This window comes from Chitinimonas sp. BJB300 (genome assembly GCF_002735695.1).
Lineage (GTDB): Bacteria > Pseudomonadota > Gammaproteobacteria > Burkholderiales > Chitinimonadaceae > Chitinimonas.
This window is the reverse complement of sequence record NZ_PDZH01000046.1, coordinates 1-16889: the sequence shown is the minus strand read 5'-3', so window position 1 is coordinate 16889 and position 16889 is coordinate 1. Positions and strand designations below refer to the sequence as shown.

Sequence of the window (16889 nt, the reverse complement as noted above, 5' to 3'; positions counted from 1 at the left end):
TGTTGTAATACAGGCTTTGGACTCGACGTAAGCCTAAGAGAGGATCGCGCGACAAAATGTCGACCAGTGCATTGAAAATGCAGGTGTGTCAGGTAATTAAAGCAAAGGGCCGGCTTACGCCGGCCCCGAAGGCCAGTGATGATTCAACGGGCAAAGCCGCAGAATACATCCCGCATCATGCTGACAACTTCCAGCGTCCTTGGGTCACCAACGCGGTAATAGACCCGGTTGGCATCCTTACGGGTTCGCAAGACGCCTTTTTCGCGCATGATAGCCAAGTGTTGTGAAATATTGCTTTGCGAAGTACCGACCGCATCGACAATATCTTGAACACTTACTTCCTTATCGCCCAGAACACACAGGATCTTCAGCCGTAGCGGGTGAGACATTGCCTTCATCGCACGGGAGGCCTGTTCGATCTGTTCGTCGTCCTCGATTAAGTGGTATGCCATAGCGAGCTATTTTTTATTGGATAGTGGTGCAGCATACATGCACTGCGCAGGTGCCGGCATGTTAAACGTGGCCCAAAGCCCGCGCAACCGCGTATGTCGCGGTAAAATGTGGTTCGTCTTCAACGAAACGTTGGTACACCTTCTATGACTACCGTGACGCCTGTCCTTCTCCTTATTCTCGATGGCTATGGTCACCGCCTGGAAGGCGCAGACAACGCTATATTGCATGCGCAAAAGCCGCATATTGATAGTCTAATGGCGGAATTTCCCCACACGACCATCAATGCTTCGGAGCAATTTGTGGGTTTGCCGGCAGGGCAATTTGGTAATTCTGAAGTCGGACATTTGAATATCGGAGCCGGCAGAGTGTTGCAACAAGACATCAGTCGGGTCGATTGTGATGTGGCAGACCAGTCTCTGGGCAGCAATCCGGTGCTCAAGCAAGCCATAGATACGGCAGCGGCTGCTAAGACGACGCTGCATATATTGGGTTTGGTGTCCGATGGTGGGGTGCATGCCCATGAAAGCCATATTCATGAGCTGATCCGCGCGGCACACCAAGCAGGTGTGGCGAAGATCGCCGTACATGCTTTCCTGGATGGCCGCGATACTCCCCCGCGCAGTGCCGAGCGTTATCTTGGCCGCCTTCAAACGGTTTGCGATGCGAACCCCGGCGCGCAAATCGTCTCAGTGGTGGGACGCTACTATGTGATGGACCGTGACAAGCGTTGGGAGCGCGTTGAGCCGGCTTATCGTCTGATTGTCGATGGCGAAGCCGAATATGTGGCGGTGACCGCGCAAGAAGCGCTGGCGGCGGCTTATGCACGGGGTGAGAACGATGAGTTTGTCTTGGCGACGGCGATACGCCCGCATGGCAACCCTAGCCGAATCGAGGATGGCGATGTTGTGGTGTTCATGAATTTCCGTGCCGACCGCGCCCGCGAGATCACGGTTGCCATCAATGAAGATAGCTTTGACGGCTTTGCCCGCCCGCGCCGTCCCAAGCTAGCCGTGTTTGCCACACTCACAAGTTATGCCGAGATCTACCCTTATCCGGTGGCTTACACAAAGCCCAAAGTACAGAACAGCTTTGGCGAATACATCGGCCGTCTTGGCCTTAAGCAATTGCGCATTGCCGAGACCGAAAAATACCCGCATGTGACGTATTTCTTTTCGGGCGGCGAGGAAAAAGAGTTTCCTGGCGAAGACCGTATTCTGGTCGCATCGCCCAAAGTGGCGACTTACGATCTGAAACCAGAAATGAGTGCGGTGGAAGTGACCGACAAGATTGTCGAGGCGATTGAATCAAAGCAATACGCCGCCATCATTTGCAATTACGCCAATGGCGATATGGTGGGCCATACCGGTAATTTCGATGCGGCTGTTAAAGCCATTGAAGCGTTGGATGCATGTGTCGGCCGCGCTGTAGCAGCCATGCAGGCAATCGGGGGCGAAGTGATCATTACCGCTGACCATGGTAATTGCGAAGTGATGTGGGATAACGTGTCGGGCCAAGCGCATACCCAGCATACGACCGATCTGGTGCCCTTCATCTATATAGGCCGGAAGGCCCGCTTGGCATCTTCGGGTGCCTTGAAAGATATCGCGCCTTCATTGCTGGCCATGATGGGTATTTCACAACCGGCTGAAATGACAGGCCATTCGCTGATCCATTTCGCGTGATTCGCCGCCTGATTCCTTTGATTGCCGCTGCTGGCCTGCTGGTCAGCGCGGTAGGGGCTGCCCAGCCGGAAGATGACTTGCAGGATCTACGCCGCAAGATCGACTCGTTGAAGCAGGAATTACAGGCGAATGAGGCCACCCGCCATGATGCTGCAGATGCCTTAAAGTCATCCGAGCAGGCTATCAGTGCAGCCAATCGTGCGGTGGCGCAGCTTAATCGGGAACAGCAGCTGTCCGAAGCTGCGTTAGCCAATATCAGCCAGGATATCGTCAAGACCCGCCAGAATCTGGAATCCAATCGACAGCGTTTGCAGGACTTGATTCGATCGCGCCATCGCAACGGCCAGCATGAGGCGTTGCGCCTTTTATTGAACCAGCAGGATCCAAACAAACTTGCGCGCGATTTGCGCTATTACCGTTATATCGCGCAAGCGCAGTACAAGCTGTCGGGAGAGTTGAATGGGCAGCTAGATAAACTCAATGCGCTTGCAGAAGTCATCCGTCAGAAGCACGAGGTGTTGGTGCGTATTGCGGCTGAGCGAAAGCAAGCACGTGATCGGTTGAAGGCCGAACAAGCCGAAAAACAAGAAGTGTTGAGCAAAATAGCTGGCGAGATTGGTGAGCAGCGTAAGCAGATCAGCAAATTGCAGCGCGATGAAAAGCGTCTGACCCAGTTGGTTGAAAAGATCAACCGGATGATCCGCGAGCGTGAGATCAAAGAAGCGCGCGAGCGCGAAAAGCAAGCTAAAGCGCAGAAACTGGCAGAAGCGCGTGAAGCTGCACGCGCGGCAAGGGAAGCAAAGTCAGGCAAAAAGCCAAGCGAGGCTGCTGCCAAGCCAGAGCCGGTGGTCAAGCAAAACGATGCCTTGCCCGACAGTACGGCGGACGGGCGTCGTTTTGCCGAGTTGAAAGGTGAACTGCGTTTGCCTGCACGGGGTGAGGTTACAGGTAAGTTCGGCACCCCACGTAGTGAGGGTACGCAGTGGAAGGGAGTATTTATTCGGACGAGCGGCGGTCAGCCCGTCAAAGCGGTCGCTAGCGGTCGGGTAGTATTTGCGGATTGGTTACGCGGTTTCGGGAATATGCTCATCGTGGATCATGGTGGTGGGTATCTCAGCCTTTATGGCGCAGCCGAGTCGCTGATCAAACAGATTGGCGACAAGGTAACGGCTGGGGAGGATATAGCGACCAGTGGCAATAGCGGTGGAAGTGAACAAACGGGGATATACTTCGAAATACGTCATCTGGGTAAACCTCTGGACCCGCTCGCCTGGGCAAAATAGGCTGGCAATTATTCAACAGCAGCGTGTTCGAGCCGGCTGTTGGCAGGTAGTAAAAGGACAGTAATGCAAGCGAAAGCACAGAAATTCAGATTGCTTCTCATCGGTACAGGCATTGGTGTGCTGTTGACCGCTGGGGCCAGCGCACTGGCCGACAAGGAAAGCTTGTCGCCACTGCCTATTAACGAGCTGCGCGCCTTTACCGAGGTATATGCCCGCATCAAACAAGATTACGTCGAGCCGGTTGAAGATAAAAAGCTGATCAACGAAGCCATCAATGGCATGTTGACTGGCTTGGACCCGCATTCCGCCTACCTGGATGCGGAAGCATTCAGGGATTTGAAGGTCAGTACGACAGGCGAGTTTGGTGGCCTGGGGCTGGAAGTCAATCTGGAAGACGGATTAGTCCGCGTGATTTCGCCGATTGAAGATACACCTGCATTCAAGGCGGGTATCAAGGCAGGCGATTACATTATGAAGATCGACGACGCACCGGTCCGGGGCCTTTCCTTGAATGATGCGGTCGCCAAGATGCGCGGCAAGCCCAATAGCAAGGTTGTGCTGACGATATTGCGCAAGGGCGAGACCAAGCCTTTGGTGTTTACGCTCAATCGTTCGGTAATCAAAGTACAGAGCGTGAAATCCCGGATGCTTGAGCCCGGTTTCGGTTATGTGCGTTTGGCGCAGTTCCAAGAGCGCTCGACTGACGATGTGGCGCGCGCGCTCGAGAATTTATACAAGGAGAATAATGCGAACCTGAAGGGCCTGGTGCTTGATCTGCGCAATGACCCGGGTGGTGTATTGAGTTCAGCGGTAGGGGTGTCGGCGCTGTTCCTTCCCGAGAAAGCATTGGTGGTATATACCGAGGGCCGCGCCAGTGATGCAAAGGTAAAGTTGACGGCCAGCCCTGAATTCGGTGCTCGTGAAGGCAAGTTGCCGAATGGGGTGAAAGATGTACCGATGGTGGTGCTGGTGAATTCCGGTTCGGCCTCTGCTTCCGAAATTGTGGCGGGTGCCTTACAGGACCATAAGCGTGCTGTTGTTGTTGGCGTGCAGACCTTTGGCAAGGGATCGGTGCAGACTATCTTGCCTGTCGGGAAGGATGCTGCTATCAAGTTGACCACCGCGCGTTACTTCACGCCAAATGGCCGTTCTATCCAAGCCAAAGGCATTACTCCGGATATCGAGGTTGAAGAAGCTACGCTAAATGGGTTGAATAGCGCGGCTTTCCGGGTACGCGAAGCTGATCTTGAACACCATCTGACCAACCCGCAGGGTGAAGCAGTAAAACTGGATGCCAAGCCCATTGCAGCACCGGAAGTGCAGCCTGAAGCCAAGTTGGAACCTGCCAAGCAAAAAGGTATCGATAAAGCCAAGTCTAAGGAAAGTAAGCCCTCGGAAGAGGAAGAGCTGAAGCCGGGTGAGATTTCGCTGAGAAAGGATTACCAATTACAGCAGGCGCTGAATGTCTTGAAGGTGCAGCAGGTGGTACGTGCGAACACGGTGGTAATTAAATAGGCCGTTTGTATTTGGTTGTGCCTTTTCAGAAAGCCCGCAAATGCGGGCTTTCTGCATTTTGGGTGCTGTAGGGCTATAACATCAGGTAGACGGGCCTCGTGCACGTGTGCTGAGAGGGTGATCAAAATGCACGATACTAATTTATTCAAAAACCTTTACACCATGCTGGGGGAAGGCAAGCTCGATAGGGCCAAGTTCTTTGCCTTATTGAGTCGCACGCTGGTGCAGGAGGTTGGCTGCACACGCGCCAGCTTCTGGTTTTATACAGGCACTTTGCAGGATAGCGCTGTGTGTGAGGGGCTGTACGATGCCAGCGACGGCCAGTGGTCCAGTGGCATGACGTTGAGCGAAGATGATTTCCCCGACTACTTTACCGCTATGCGCGAGGAACGATTGATTGTTGCCAGTGATGCACGTACCTATCCCGCAACGGAGGGTTTCAACGATGCTTATTTAGAGCCGTTGAATATCTATTCCGTCTTGAATGCAGCAATTGAACTGGATGGTTCGCCACTGGGCCTCGTTTGTTGTGAAAACACAGTGCAAATCAAGGTCTGGAGCCAGCAAGATCTACAATATCTCCAGCAGGCCGCTGCAATGGTGGGCCTGGCAATGAAGAAGTTTGGCGGCTGAGTCTACATCGTCGATGTAGCGCGTATTTCGTTAAGTTGATGATACAAGCTTACTCAGCTGTGCTGAGGTGAGCGCCTATCGTCAATACGAATTCTGCTTGTCCTCCCTACGCTAACTGTGATTTCTATCGGCTTCCCGGGACGTGGAAAGCTGAAGTGGTCTATGTGCTTCGGTGGTTCTTGGTGGCTACTTGGTGGTTGCTTAGCGGGCGGCTTATCATCGTCCACCTCGTCTAGCCATTCACGTCACCCAAGCCATGCGCGATTTCAACCGAGATTTTTCTGATGACGCATTGCTGCGTTACAGCCGGCATATTCTGCTCGACGAAGTCGGCATCGAGGGGCAACGTAAGCTGGCTGCGGCAAGCATACTCATTGTCGGCATGGGGGGACTGGGGTCGCCCGCTGCGATGTACCTTGCCTCTGCAGGGGTAGGGCAGCTTTTGTTGGCAGATGCCGACACGGTCGAGCTGACTAACCTACAGCGCCAGATAGTGCATCGACACGACAGCTTGGGGCAGCGCAAGGTGACCTCTGCACAAGCAACGCTGGCAGGTATCAACCCCCAGATAACTGTAGTACCACTGGCCGAGCGCTTGCAAGGTGAGTCACTGGTGACTGCCATTGCCCAGGCGGATGTGGTGCTGGATTGTTCCGATAACTTTCCCACCCGCCACGCTGTCAATCGCGCTTGTTTTGCACAGGGTAAACCATTGGTCTCGGGTGCAGCCGTGCGTTTTGACGGTCAGTTCGCCGTATTCGACCCCCGCCAAGCAGATAGTCCCTGTTATCGCTGCCTGTTTGATGAAGATGGCGACACCAGCGATGGCCCCTGCGCGACATTTGGCGTATTTGCCCCCCTGGTAGGCATTATCGGCGCCATGCAAGCAGCCGAGGCATTGAAAATCCTGCTCGACATGCCCGGCATTCCGCTCGGTAAGTTGATGGTGCTGGATCTACGCACCCACGATTGGCGCAACCTGCGCTTTAAACGCGACCCTCATTGCCCAGTCTGTGCGAGCCGGGCTTAATGGAGAGTTCACTGCGCCTAGATTATTTAATGGCAAATGAATAAGTTACTGGCTGGCCTGGGCTGAGTTTTACGTAATACCAAGTTAATACATCATAATTACCAATATGGTTTGTATTTATAATACCGGTATTAGTGCAGCATACGGTTCCCAGTCTATGTGCGAGGGGTTTGGGAATCGGGATGTAAACCGGCCTAGCTATCCGGTGACCTCGCTCTTTCCCCTTTGGATGGAGACACCGTATGTACCCCAACTATAAGCAGTCCCAGCGCTTTGCTTTGCGTGGCGTTACCCTTGGCCTTGCTATGGCAGGCCTGCTGTATGCGCCTGCTGTACTGGCTGCAAATTGCGCAGCCACCTGGGCTGAAGGTAACACCTATACCGCCAACAGCCAGACTTCTTACCAGGGCAATAACTACAAAGCGCTGGTTACCCATACTGCTTATGTGGGTGCGAATTGGAATCCAGCGGCATCGCCTACGCTGTGGCAACCACAAGGTAGTTGTATTGGCGGCGGTGTCCCTGCTCCTGCGCCAACACCTATACCTACCCCTGTACCAGTACCTACGCCTAGCCCCAATATTTGCTACATCGCTTGGGTCGGGGCTACAGCCTATAACGGCGGGCAGCGCGTTACCTATGAAGGGCGCAATTACGAGGCCAAGTGGTGGACTCAGGGTGATATACCCCCTGCGAATGTGGGTGATGGTAAGCCATGGAAAGATGTGGGTGCATGCTCGGTGACGCCAACGCCAACGCCAACGCCAACGCCAACGCCAACGCCAACGCCAACGCCAACGCCAACGCCAACGCCAACGCCAACGCCAACGCCAACGCCGACACCGGGTGCGCGGCAGGTGGGCTCCTACTTTGCCCAGTGGGGCATTTATGGCCGTAACTACCAAGTGAAGCAGATCGAGACGTCGGGTTCGGCTGCGAAGCTGACTTTCTTGAACTATGCCTTTGGCAACGTCTACAAGAAGAATGGCGGCTATGAGTGCGATATCCAGTATCGCACCGAGTCGGGTAACGGTGATGGTGGCGACCCCTTTGCCGACTACAGCAAGGCCTTCCCGGCTGCGGCTTCGGTGGATGGTGTGGCGGACAAGTGGGATAGCCCATTGCGTGGCAACTTTGGCCAAATCAAACGGCTAAAGGCACGCTACCCAAACATCAGCCCGATGATTTCGCTGGGTGGTTGGACGTGGTCACGTTGGTTCTCGGCCGCGTCAGAGACCGACGCATTGCGTAAGCAGTTGGTAAAGAGCTGTGTGGATGTCTACATCAAGGGTAATCTGCCAGCATACGATGGTGCTGGCGGCGCCGGTGCCGCGGCGGGGCTGTTTGATGGTATCGATATTGACTGGGAATTCCCTGGTATACAGGGTTTTGGCTACAACACGGTTAGCCCGGCTGATAAGCAGAACTTCACTTTGCTGTTGAAGGAATTCCGCACACAGCTTGATGCTTTAGGGGCTACCACGGGTAAGCGGTACAAACTGACCGTGGCGATCGGGGCCGGTAAAGACAAGATCGATATGACAGAGCCGGCGCAGTACAGCCAGTATCTGGACTGGATCAATCTGATGTCTTACGATTTCCATGGTGGGTGGGATGCCAAGGGGCCGACAGACTTCCATTCGCACCTGATAAATGATCCAGCCAGCCCCAATGCGGCAACACCGCTTGGTGCAAGCTACAACATTGAGGGTGCGGTGAATAATCTGCTGGCATCGGGTACGCCTGCCAGCAAGATTGTGCTGGGGATTCCGTTCTACGGGCGGGGCTGGACCGGGGTAGCCAATACGAACAACGGCCTTTACCAAATTGCTACGGGGCCGGCACGTGGTACCTATGAGGCGGGTATCGAAGACTATAAGGTACTCAAGAATGCACCTGGACAAGTCTTTACCCACCCGGTTACCAAGCAAAGCTGGAAGTTCGACGGCAGTACTTTCTGGTCTTACGATACGCCGGCCGATATCCAGACTAAGATCGACTACGTCAAAGCCAAGGGGTTGGGTGGCATGATGAGCTGGTCATTGGATGGTGATACGGCAGATGGTGAGCTGATGAGCAAAATGGGTACGGTGAGGTAAGCCGCTTCCCATGTTGTTGGCAATACGATGAAGACCTCTCTCTAAAGGGCGGGGTTTTCATCGGATCACCTGTTTCATGATCGAAGCAGTTGTTGATTAGGAGGCAGCGTAATGCCCGAGCTGAGTAGGGAATGGCAAATATGGTTGAAGGACAACTTACAGCGTGGCTGCTCAGTTGCCTCAATGGTGGAAGCCATGGTGAGCGCGGGCTTCGATGCGCAACAAGCCAGTGCAGCCGTCGCGGCGGTCAGCGTGGGTAAAGATATACCACTCAAGGAATCAATTCGCCCCCCGGTTGGTGAGTACATCTATGACGATTGGCCGATAGCGCTTCTTGGTAATCGCATAGATGGCGGCGATGGTTGGGCCACGGTGGTGATGCGCTGCGAGAAGCCGCAGGCGTTGGTGCTTGATGGAGTGCTATCGGACAATGAATGCGACGAGGTGATTGCCCGTGCTAAAACCAAACTGCGGCGGTCGACCACGGTAGACCCATTAAGTGGGGAAGAGAGTGTCATAGCCCAACGCAGCAGCGAGGGAACCTTCTTTGCGTTAAGGGAAGATGACCTGATTGCCCGGCTTGATGCACGCATAGCCCGGCTCATGTGCTGTCCGGTGGAAAACGGCGAAGGATTGCAGATCCTCCGCTATGGCGTCGGGGGTGAATACCGCCCGCATTTTGATTACTTCCCTCCCGCAGACCCAGGCAGCGCGAAGCACATCGCCCAAGGCGGCCAGCGTGTTGCAACCTTGGTGATCTACCTGAGTGATGTTGACCAAGGCGGCGCTACCATCTTCCCCGATGTAGGTTTGACGGTAAATCCGCGCAAAGGCAGCGCGGTGTACTTTCGTTATACCAACAGCCAAGGCCAGATCGACCCTCTGAGCCTACATGGCGGTGCACCGGTTGAAGGCGGCGAGAAATGGATTATGACCAAATGGGTGCGTCAACGCCGTTACAGTTAGGACCGCTCTAAAGTCTGCAACGCGTCAGCAATATGGCGTTGAAAGCACCCTCGGAATGCTCATTTACTACTTGTATACGTCGCTTCCTTGGCTATTTTCGCTTTATCTTGGCCTAGCTCGCGAGACTTTAGGCTGGTTCTAGGTTATTCCCTATCCTTTATGTCCTTATTTTCAAGGTTGATCCTGTGCTCTCTATTCGCACATTTCTCATTTCACTGGCGTTATTGACTTTGAGCCTGGTGCCGGCACAGGCAGCTACGCAAGAAGAGGCACGGTCCTTGGCGGTATCTGATGTGCTGTATCCCGCTTCGCGTAATTGGCCTCTTATCAGCGCCAGCCCTGTACTTCCAGCTGACAAGCGAGTGGCGCTTAACGATGAGTTAGAGCGGGCATACCGGGCAGCACTCAAAAAGGAATTGGAGCAGACAGGTCGGGCAGCGCTCTCGGCAAGCGAGAACTTAGAATGGGCACAGTGCTCGTTTATTCAACGCGTTTTTGAGCCAACCGAAGCAACGACATTCCATGTTGTCGACGTAGACAAAGATGGTTTTTCGGACATTGTGTACACAGGTAGTGCGCTATGTTCCGAGGGTAGTGCGACAGTTATCTGGTATGGGACCAAAGATGGTTATGTTGTCAAACAGCCCACCAGTTGGCAGGTGTTACTGCTTCGCGTTGCACCGAATGGCCATGAGGTCATCAGCGTAAAGCAAGGGTGTTGTGCGATGCTGGCCGATATCTATTTCCAGGATACCGTGGATAATTTTCGACGAGACAGCGAGATTGCACTCCTTGCGAAGACGGTATTGCCATTAAAGAAATACAGTCATTCCCTTCAGTTCAAAGCAAAGCGTGCGGTAGCGCTTCGTTCAAGCCCTGAGCAAGTGGATGCGTATGACCGGATACAGAGCGAATATATTGAGCGGGCTGTATTTGGAAATATTGTAAGGAAGTATCTACCTGGGACCACAGGTACCGTTGTGGGCGAAACCACAAAAAATAATCGTCGGTGGTTTTTTGTCGTGATGGGTGAGAAGAATAATTTACTTGTCACGCATGACCCCTATGTTGGTTACCGCCCTCATACTGTTTCCGGCGCTGATACAGTTCGTGCCGGCTGGGTGCCAGCCGATCAGCTGACGCTAGTCCAAAAGTGAGGCTCAAGCAAAAATAACGAAGGCAAACGTAGGGTTTGCCTTTTTGCTGAAGCCATAGCAGCAGGGAGTTAACGCAAAGGTAGGTTGAGGGCTTCCCGAGCGTTGGTGCTGGTTTGAGCTGCCAACTTGGTAAGGCTGATACCCCGCAGCTCGGCTAATTCGGTTGCAATCCGACTGAGATAGGCGGGTTCATTGCGCTGTTTGTATGCCCAACTGGGCGAGATATCGGGCGCATCGGTTTCCAGCACGATGCTCTCCAAGGGCAAGTCGGTGGCGAGGCGGCGAATATTCAGTGCTCGCTCAAATGTAAGGCTGCCACCAAAACCCAGCTTGAAGCCCTGCTCGATATAAGCCGCAGCTTGTTGGGGGCTGCCGTTGAAAGCATGGGCAATGCCGCGGCGTACGCCAAAGCGGCGTAGCTGCTTGAGTACTTGGTCCTGTGACTTGCGTACATGCAGCAGGACAGGCAGGTCGAAATCGCGCGCGAGTTTCAACTGGGCGGCGAAAATATCAGTCTGTCGTTGTGTATCCAGCCCGGCAACGAAGAAGTCGAGGCCGATTTCGCCCACGGCAATCGGTTTTTCGTTGGCGATGGCGTCACGCAAAGTCAATAAGTGTTCTTCGCGGTGGGTTCTTTCATAGATGGGATGCAAGCCCAGCGCGACAGGGCAGCCATAACGGTTGCGCATGGCGAGTGTGCCAGCAAACGTAGGCAGGCTGATGGCTGGCACAATGATTTGGCTTATTTGTGCTTCGCGTGCTCGCACCACTACCTCGTCGCGGTCGGTATCGAACTCAGGGGCATCGAGATGGCAATGGGTATCGATGAGCATGGGAATGGGCAAAGAAAGATTCGTTTGAATTTACGTTGCGGCGCGCAGTATCCGCAATCGATAGATGTAGAAAACCCGCCATATGGCGGGTTTTCACTTAGAACCTGTTTACGATCTGTCACGAGCAACCGTCAGCAGGGTGAAGCGCAGCGCAGTAAGATCGTTAATAGGTTCTTAAACCAAAGCGGTTAAATCCATCACCTGCTTAATCCAGGTGTTCAAATAACGTCACTACTTTTTCCGCGCCTTGGGTCTGGCTGGCGATTTGAGATGCATCTGTGGCTTCTTGGCGCGTCAGCAGGCCGAGCAGGTATACCTGTTTGCGCTCGCTGACTACTTTGACATGCAAGGGGGAAAACTTGCCGGCCTCAACCATGCGGGCTTTGACGCGTGTTGTCAGGGCGGTGTCGCCGGCCCTGGCAGAAATGCTGGAAGGCAGCATGACAGCAAGTTCGTTGTATACCTTGCGTACATCAGGTGTCTCACGAGCAAGCTTTTCAATGGCTGCCTTGGCGGCATCGTCGGGTACTTCGCCACTCAAAAGCACAGCCTTGTTGTAGCTGGTGATGTTCACATGGGTATGGTTGCCAAAGCGGTTGGCGATTTCCTTGCCGATATTCTGTTCGACCTGCTGGTCACTCCACACGACGGCGGAAGTGCGGCGGTCTTGCGTTACGGCAACACCCGTGCCGACGCCTGCCACTACAAGTGGAAAGCAGGCGCTTAACTGGCTGGTGGCAATCAGGACAAGGGTGAGGTGAGACAGGCGTTTCAGCATTCGTTTTATTCTCCGTCAAGCAAAATGCAGTCGATTGCATCGCAAAGGCTATGAATCAACAGCAAATGGATTTCCTGAATACGGGCCGGGCGGGTAGCAGGCACATTCAGCTGGATGTCTTCACCGACCAAAAGTTCAGTGATCTTGCCGCCATCGCCACCGGTAAGGGCGATAACGGTCATTTGTTTCTCGTGTGCTGCATAAATCGCTTCAATGACATTTGCCGAATTGCCCGAGGGAGAGAACGCTAGCAACACATCGCCGGGCTGGCCAATGGCGCGCACCTGCTTGGAGAACACCAAGTCATAGTCGTAATCATCTGCAATGGCGGTCAGCGAAGCAGTATCGGTGGTCAGGGCAATGGCAGGCAAGCCAGGGCGTTCTTTTTCGAAGCGGCCAATCATGCGGGCGGCAAAATGCTGAGCGTCGGCAGCCGAGGGGCCATTACCGCAAGCCAGCATTTTATGGTCGCCCATCAGGGCGGTTACGACACGTTCTGCCACCACGGCAGTAGGGGCCGCCAACATTTCACGGGCATCTTCCTTCGCGGTCATGCTGTCGAGAAAGTGTTGGTTAATACGGGCAATCAAATCCATGTTTCAAATCTCAATGATGTTCTTCAGCCAGCGTGGTTCGGCAGTTCCATCGAGCAGGACGGCATCGAAGCGGCAGGGTGGGGTACGGCTGAGGGTAGCAAGGTATTGCTGGGCTGCAGCAACCAATTTAGCTTGCTTGCTGGCAGTAATGCTTGCCGCGGCATCGCCAAACCGGCCTACAGCCCGACTACGGACTTCCACAAACACCAGGGTGCCGGCATCGTTGGCGATCAAATCGAGTTCGCCCATGCGGCAGCGCCAGTTTCGCACAACGATGCTGAGGCCGCGCTGAACAAGATACGCTGCCGCGAGGGTTTCTGCTGCCGCTCCCTTGGTTTGTGACATGGCATTCCAAGACTGTATGTCTATAGCTGGGCAAAGCCATGTAACACGCAATGAGGGGGGCCTCAAAGCATGCAACCTGGCTGCGGGGGGTATTGCTAGTAGGTAACGGTATTTGGTGCCGCTTCAGGGTCGACAGTCGGCTCTGGTTCAGGTTTTGGTGTGCGAGGTTGTCCGCCAATCTCACTGCGAATCAACTCCCGGCTAAATTCGCCGCTGTCGGACATCCGCAAATTGCCCGTCACGCCAGCCAGCTCGATATTTGCTCCTGGTGCAGCCGTCACAATCTGCAAGCTGAGCCGATAAGCATCCAAGCCCAATGCATAGAGCCTTTCCAGATCGGGCGAGAGCGGTTTGCTTGCGTGTTTGAATTGCTGCATATCGTTATGGTAGGGGTCGAGCAACCACGGCATATCCACAAAGCGCACGCCCAAAAGGTCGTTATTCGCGACCGACATTCGCCCGAACTTACCGCTCCATGCGTGGGAGGTAGCGTAAACAGGTTGGTCGATACCCAGATAAGGGCGAATCAACCGCGCCTTTTTCTGGTCGGCAGCCATGAATACCGCATCTGCGCCCAGCGCACGCATATTTTCCTTCAACCTGTTGAGGCCATCCTTACCTTCGGTGAATTTCACTTCCATGGGTAGGGAGCCGCTGATGCGATGCCATTCATTTGAAAAGGCGTCACGCGTGCGTTTTGATAGTGCGCCTTCGGTTGCGATCAGCAGAGGTTTGGTGCTGCCATCGGCTTGCATCAGTCGCGCTAGCTGGCGGGCCTCTGCTTCAATCGATAAACCCAAGCCATATAGATTGCTGACATTATTGATACCTTCCAGGCTATTGAGCGCCAGTACAGGTATCTCAAGCCCGCCAAACTCGGCCAGCTTGGCGATTGCCCCGCGTGTAAGCGGTCCAATCACGCCGATTGCACCATTGGTCAAAGCCTGCTGATAAGCCGCCAACGCGTCTTCATCGCGCTCGGTGGTAGGGTAAAGCCGCAGTTTGGGCGTAAGCTCGTCTCCGAGTTTTTCTTCGCCGGCCAGGGCCCCCAACTGCACCGCCTCTGCCGGGCCGGCAAAGGATTTGGACTTGGTCGGCAAGATCAGCGCGATATGCGCCTGCTTGGCTGGTAAGGGGGGCGGTGGTTGTGGTGTGGCTTCTTCCGCACTGGCCGCACCTGCCAGGCCAAGGTAGAGTAGCGCCGCCGTAAAAACAGCAGTCCAACGAGAAGGAATAGAACCGTGCATGGCGAGCCGTGGTTGATAGATCGACCTGCATTATATGTGGTGGCCACGCCTATCGGGAACTTGGCCGACCTAACTCCGCGCGCGCGCGCTGTTCTTGCCCAGGCAGATGTCATTGCCGCTGAAGACACACGCGTGACCGGACAATTGCTGAAACACTTCAGCATAGACACCCGAATGATCTCGCTGCGTGAACATAACGAACGCGAAGTGGCCGACAAACTGATCGAACGCCTGCGCGCGGGCGAAGCAGTTGCCCAGGTATCGGATGCGGGCACACCTGCCGTGAGCGACCCTGGCGCACGTCTCGTGCAAGCAGTGCACGCGGCAGGTTTTCGTGTTGTGCCTGTTCCTGGTGCATCGGCAGTGTTGGCGGCGCTCGCTGCCGCGGGCATGCACTCGCCGCGTTTTCAGTTTCATGGCTTTCTTGAACCCAAGACCACAGCTCGCTGTAAGGAGCTGGAAGCCCTGAAGCAGCTACCGCACACCGTCGCTTTTTTCGAAGCTCCACACCGTATTGCTGATAGCTTGGCCGATATGGCTACCGTGTTCGGGCCTGATAGGGTCGCCGTCGTATGCCGGGAGCTTACCAAGACGTTTGAAACCATTCGCCGTGCCCCATTGGGCGAGTTGGTTACCTGGGTTGCCGCAGACAATAACCAGCAGCGGGGTGAATTGGTGGTATTGGTTGAAGCTGCACCCCGCCAAGTAGATGATGCCGCCGCCAGTTTCGACAGTATCCTGGTTCCTTTGGTTCGAGAGCTTCCTCTCAAGCAAGCTGTTAAATTAACAGCAGAAATTACCGGCGGTAACCGCAATACTCTCTACGAACGTGCACTGCAGCTAAAAGAAGATGCAAAAGACAGTTGACCGGCGGTAAACAGCTGGGCATAATCCGCGTCCTCACTCAGCCCGGGTGATGAAATTGGTAGACGTAGGGGACTCAAAATCCCCCGCCGCAAGGCGTGTCGGTTCGAGTCCGACCCCGGGCACCAGATACAAGTCCCTAGCAGTCCAGGGAAATCCAGAAACCCGCATAGATACTAGCTGTGCGGGTTTTTTCTTGTCCAAGACCATCCTAGGACTTCCTCCTACAGCCACGTTTTTTGCGCCCCCGCTTGTGTCCCTTCTCATCAAATTGATTGAAAATAGGGGCACAAAAACCAATTGAGTTGTTTCAACTGTAGGGACGCAAGATGCTGCGAAAGCTAGGAGCCAAGCAGCTCCGAGATATTGAGATAAAAAATGCAAAGCCTGCTGAAAAGGAATACACCTTAGCGGATGGCGAAGGGCTTTTCTTGGTTGTTACCCCAGAAGGACGGCGGCGGTGGCTGTACCGATTTCGACTGCACGGCAAGGCCGGCAAGCAATGGCTTGGTTACTATCCAGACACGGGCTTAGCAGAGGCCCGTAAAGCCCGCGACGGCGCTTTGGAGAGGGTTGTAAGCGGGGTTGACCCTAGAATGGCTAGAAAGGCCGAGCGTGTGGTTCGTGCTGCTGAAGCGGCTAATACCTTTGAGATGATTGCCCGCGAATGGCACGCATCCCGGCTTGCTCGCTGGTCACCTGACCATGCTGCCAGGGTGCTTGAGTCGTTAGCGGCGGATGCATTCCCCATTTTGGGCCAGTTGCCCGTTCTACAAATCACCGCCCCCTTAATTCTGGCAACGGTTCGTAAAATCGAAAAACGAGGTGCCATAGAAACCGCCCAGCGCGTACTTCAGCGTATGGGGTGTGTCATGCGATTTGCCATCGTCACCGGGCGTGCCGAAATAGACCCGACTCACCGCCTTGCCGAGACCCTAATAGCCAAGAAGGTTGAACACCGCCCAGCTTTACCACGCGAGGAACTGCCGGAGTTCTTCCGCCGTCTGGAAATTGAGCCGCTACGCCATCAGACCAAAATCGCGATGCGCTTGTTGATGCTGACAATGGTACGTCCTGGCGAGTTGCGCGGTGCCCGCTGGGACGAGTTGGACATTGATGCCGCTGTTTGGCGTATTCCTGCTGAGCGCATGAAAATGCGGTCTCCGCATATTGTCCCGTTGTCCAAGCAAGCAATCGGGCTGCTAGAAACGCTCAAGCCGCTTACAGGCCATCGTCAATTGTTATTCCCTGCTCAAACTGACCTGTCTAAGCCAATTAGTGACTGATGTTACGCAGTAGCTGCGAGAAGCAGCTGTAACTGATCATAAGCCGCGCGGGAGGCGTTGATCAGTAACTTGCGGCAAAGTGCGAATGGGTTCTTCTGCGTCTTGATGCTCAGGCATTCAAG

Annotated in this window: 16 protein-coding genes and 1 tRNA gene; 11 read left to right on the top strand and 6 right to left on the bottom strand. The window is 54.4% G+C overall.

Translation table 11 applies throughout. The features are described 5' to 3' along the window. Positions 1-143 precede the first annotated feature (143 nt). Complete coding sequence (locus CSQ89_RS09760; protein ID WP_072430098.1) at positions 144-452, bottom strand: ArsR/SmtB family transcription factor; 309 nt, start codon at positions 450-452, stop codon at positions 144-146. Positions 453-596: 144 nt separating this feature from the next. Here CSQ89_RS09760 and gpmI point away from each other — a divergent pair, with 144 nt between their 5' ends. The 8 genes from gpmI (at position 597) to CSQ89_RS09720 (ending at position 10818) form a co-directional block, all read left to right on the top strand. Then, positions 597-2135, top strand: coding sequence for a 2,3-bisphosphoglycerate-independent phosphoglycerate mutase (gene gpmI, locus CSQ89_RS09755; RefSeq protein ID WP_099405971.1), 1539 nt, complete (start codon positions 597-599; stop codon positions 2133-2135). Further along, the gene (locus CSQ89_RS09750; RefSeq protein ID WP_099405970.1) at positions 2132-3418 is read left to right on the top strand and encodes a murein hydrolase activator EnvC family protein; all 1287 of its coding nucleotides are present in this window, start codon (positions 2132-2134) and stop codon (positions 3416-3418) included. Before gpmI ends, CSQ89_RS09750 begins: the two co-directional genes overlap by 4 nt. A 63-nt stretch (positions 3419-3481) precedes the next feature. Beyond that, complete coding sequence (locus CSQ89_RS09745) at positions 3482-4933, top strand: S41 family peptidase (RefSeq protein ID WP_099405969.1); 1452 nt, start codon at positions 3482-3484, stop codon at positions 4931-4933. Between the two features lie 126 nt (positions 4934-5059). After that, complete coding sequence (locus CSQ89_RS09740) at positions 5060-5566, top strand: GAF domain-containing protein (RefSeq protein WP_099405968.1); 507 nt, start codon at positions 5060-5062, stop codon at positions 5564-5566. Positions 5567-5822: 256 nt separating this feature from the next. After that, complete coding sequence (locus tag CSQ89_RS09735) at positions 5823-6596, top strand: HesA/MoeB/ThiF family protein (RefSeq protein WP_099405967.1); 774 nt, start codon at positions 5823-5825, stop codon at positions 6594-6596. 242 nt (positions 6597-6838) lie between these two features. Further along, positions 6839-8695 carry a glycosyl hydrolase family 18 protein gene (locus tag CSQ89_RS09730; RefSeq protein ID WP_199065388.1) on the top strand — a complete coding sequence of 619 codons (1857 nt, stop codon included), beginning with the start codon at positions 6839-6841 and terminating at the stop codon, positions 8693-8695. 111 nt (positions 8696-8806) lie between these two features. Next, entirely contained in the window at positions 8807-9661 is an 855-nt protein-coding gene (locus CSQ89_RS09725; protein WP_099405966.1) for a 2OG-Fe(II) oxygenase, read from the top strand. Positions 9662-9939: 278 nt separating this feature from the next. Beyond that, on the top strand, positions 9940-10818 hold the full coding sequence (locus tag CSQ89_RS09720; RefSeq protein ID WP_139022926.1) for a hypothetical protein: 879 nt from the start codon (positions 9940-9942) through the stop codon (positions 10816-10818). A 68-nt stretch (positions 10819-10886) separates the two neighbouring features. Here the strand turns inward: CSQ89_RS09720 and CSQ89_RS09715 are convergent, their stop codons facing one another. The 5 genes from CSQ89_RS09715 to CSQ89_RS09695 form a co-directional block, all read right to left on the bottom strand. Next, positions 10887-11651, bottom strand: coding sequence for a TatD family hydrolase (locus tag CSQ89_RS09715; protein WP_099405964.1), 765 nt, complete (start codon positions 11649-11651; stop codon positions 10887-10889). A 205-nt stretch (positions 11652-11856) separates the two neighbouring features. Then, complete coding sequence (locus tag CSQ89_RS09710) at positions 11857-12429, bottom strand: BON domain-containing protein (protein ID WP_099405963.1); 573 nt, start codon at positions 12427-12429, stop codon at positions 11857-11859. 5 nt (positions 12430-12434) lie between these two features. Then, positions 12435-13025, bottom strand: coding sequence for a phosphoheptose isomerase (locus CSQ89_RS09705; RefSeq protein ID WP_099405962.1), 591 nt, complete (start codon positions 13023-13025; stop codon positions 12435-12437). A gap of 3 nt (positions 13026-13028) precedes the next feature. Continuing rightward, positions 13029-13370 carry a YraN family protein gene (locus CSQ89_RS09700; RefSeq protein ID WP_099405961.1) on the bottom strand — a complete coding sequence of 114 codons (342 nt, stop codon included), beginning with the start codon at positions 13368-13370 and terminating at the stop codon, positions 13029-13031. 95 nt (positions 13371-13465) lie between these two features. Beyond that, positions 13466-14617: a penicillin-binding protein activator gene (locus CSQ89_RS09695; protein ID WP_099405960.1), complete on the bottom strand. Its 1152-nt coding sequence runs from the start codon at positions 14615-14617 to the stop codon at positions 13466-13468. Here CSQ89_RS09695 and rsmI point away from each other — a divergent pair. The 3 genes from rsmI to CSQ89_RS09680 all read left to right on the top strand — a co-directional run bounded on the left by rsmI (position 14612) and on the right by CSQ89_RS09680 (position 16767). Further along, positions 14612-15484 carry a 16S rRNA (cytidine(1402)-2'-O)-methyltransferase gene (gene rsmI, locus CSQ89_RS09690; RefSeq protein ID WP_233203044.1) on the top strand — a complete coding sequence of 291 codons (873 nt, stop codon included), beginning with the start codon at positions 14612-14614 and terminating at the stop codon, positions 15482-15484. The genes CSQ89_RS09695 and rsmI overlap by 6 nt on opposite strands. A 40-nt stretch (positions 15485-15524) precedes the next feature. Continuing rightward, positions 15525-15609: transfer RNA gene (locus tag CSQ89_RS09685), tRNA-Leu, on the top strand. Positions 15610-15810: 201 nt separating this feature from the next. Further along, on the top strand, positions 15811-16767 hold the full coding sequence (locus tag CSQ89_RS09680; protein WP_099405959.1) for a tyrosine-type recombinase/integrase: 957 nt from the start codon (positions 15811-15813) through the stop codon (positions 16765-16767). The last annotated feature ends 122 nt before the right edge of the window (positions 16768-16889 follow it).

What these genes read in the sequence shown, in the direction of transcription:
- CSQ89_RS09760 (WP_072430098.1), bottom strand. Translation starts at nt 452, where the DNA reads ATGGCATACCACTTAATCGAGGACGACGAACAGATCGAACAGGCCTCC.
- gpmI (WP_099405971.1), top strand. Translation starts at nt 597, where the DNA reads ATGACTACCGTGACGCCTGTCCTTCTCCTTATTCTCGATGGCTATGGT.
- CSQ89_RS09745 (WP_099405969.1), top strand. Translation starts at nt 3,482, where the DNA reads ATGCAAGCGAAAGCACAGAAATTCAGATTGCTTCTCATCGGTACAGGC.
- CSQ89_RS09740 (WP_099405968.1), top strand. Translation starts at nt 5,060, where the DNA reads ATGCACGATACTAATTTATTCAAAAACCTTTACACCATGCTGGGGGAA.
- CSQ89_RS09735 (WP_099405967.1), top strand. Translation starts at nt 5,823, where the DNA reads ATGCGCGATTTCAACCGAGATTTTTCTGATGACGCATTGCTGCGTTAC.
- CSQ89_RS09730 (WP_199065388.1), top strand. Translation starts at nt 6,839, where the DNA reads ATGTACCCCAACTATAAGCAGTCCCAGCGCTTTGCTTTGCGTGGCGTT.
- CSQ89_RS09725 (WP_099405966.1), top strand. Translation starts at nt 8,807, where the DNA reads ATGCCCGAGCTGAGTAGGGAATGGCAAATATGGTTGAAGGACAACTTA.
- CSQ89_RS09715 (WP_099405964.1), bottom strand. Translation starts at nt 11,651, where the DNA reads ATGCTCATCGATACCCATTGCCATCTCGATGCCCCTGAGTTCGATACC.
- CSQ89_RS09710 (WP_099405963.1), bottom strand. Translation starts at nt 12,429, where the DNA reads ATGCTGAAACGCCTGTCTCACCTCACCCTTGTCCTGATTGCCACCAGC.
- CSQ89_RS09705 (WP_099405962.1), bottom strand. Translation starts at nt 13,025, where the DNA reads ATGGATTTGATTGCCCGTATTAACCAACACTTTCTCGACAGCATGACC.
- CSQ89_RS09700 (WP_099405961.1), bottom strand. Translation starts at nt 13,370, where the DNA reads ATGTCACAAACCAAGGGAGCGGCAGCAGAAACCCTCGCGGCAGCGTAT.
- CSQ89_RS09695 (WP_099405960.1), bottom strand. Translation starts at nt 14,617, where the DNA reads ATGCACGGTTCTATTCCTTCTCGTTGGACTGCTGTTTTTACGGCGGCG.
- CSQ89_RS09680 (WP_099405959.1), top strand. Translation starts at nt 15,811, where the DNA reads ATGCTGCGAAAGCTAGGAGCCAAGCAGCTCCGAGATATTGAGATAAAA.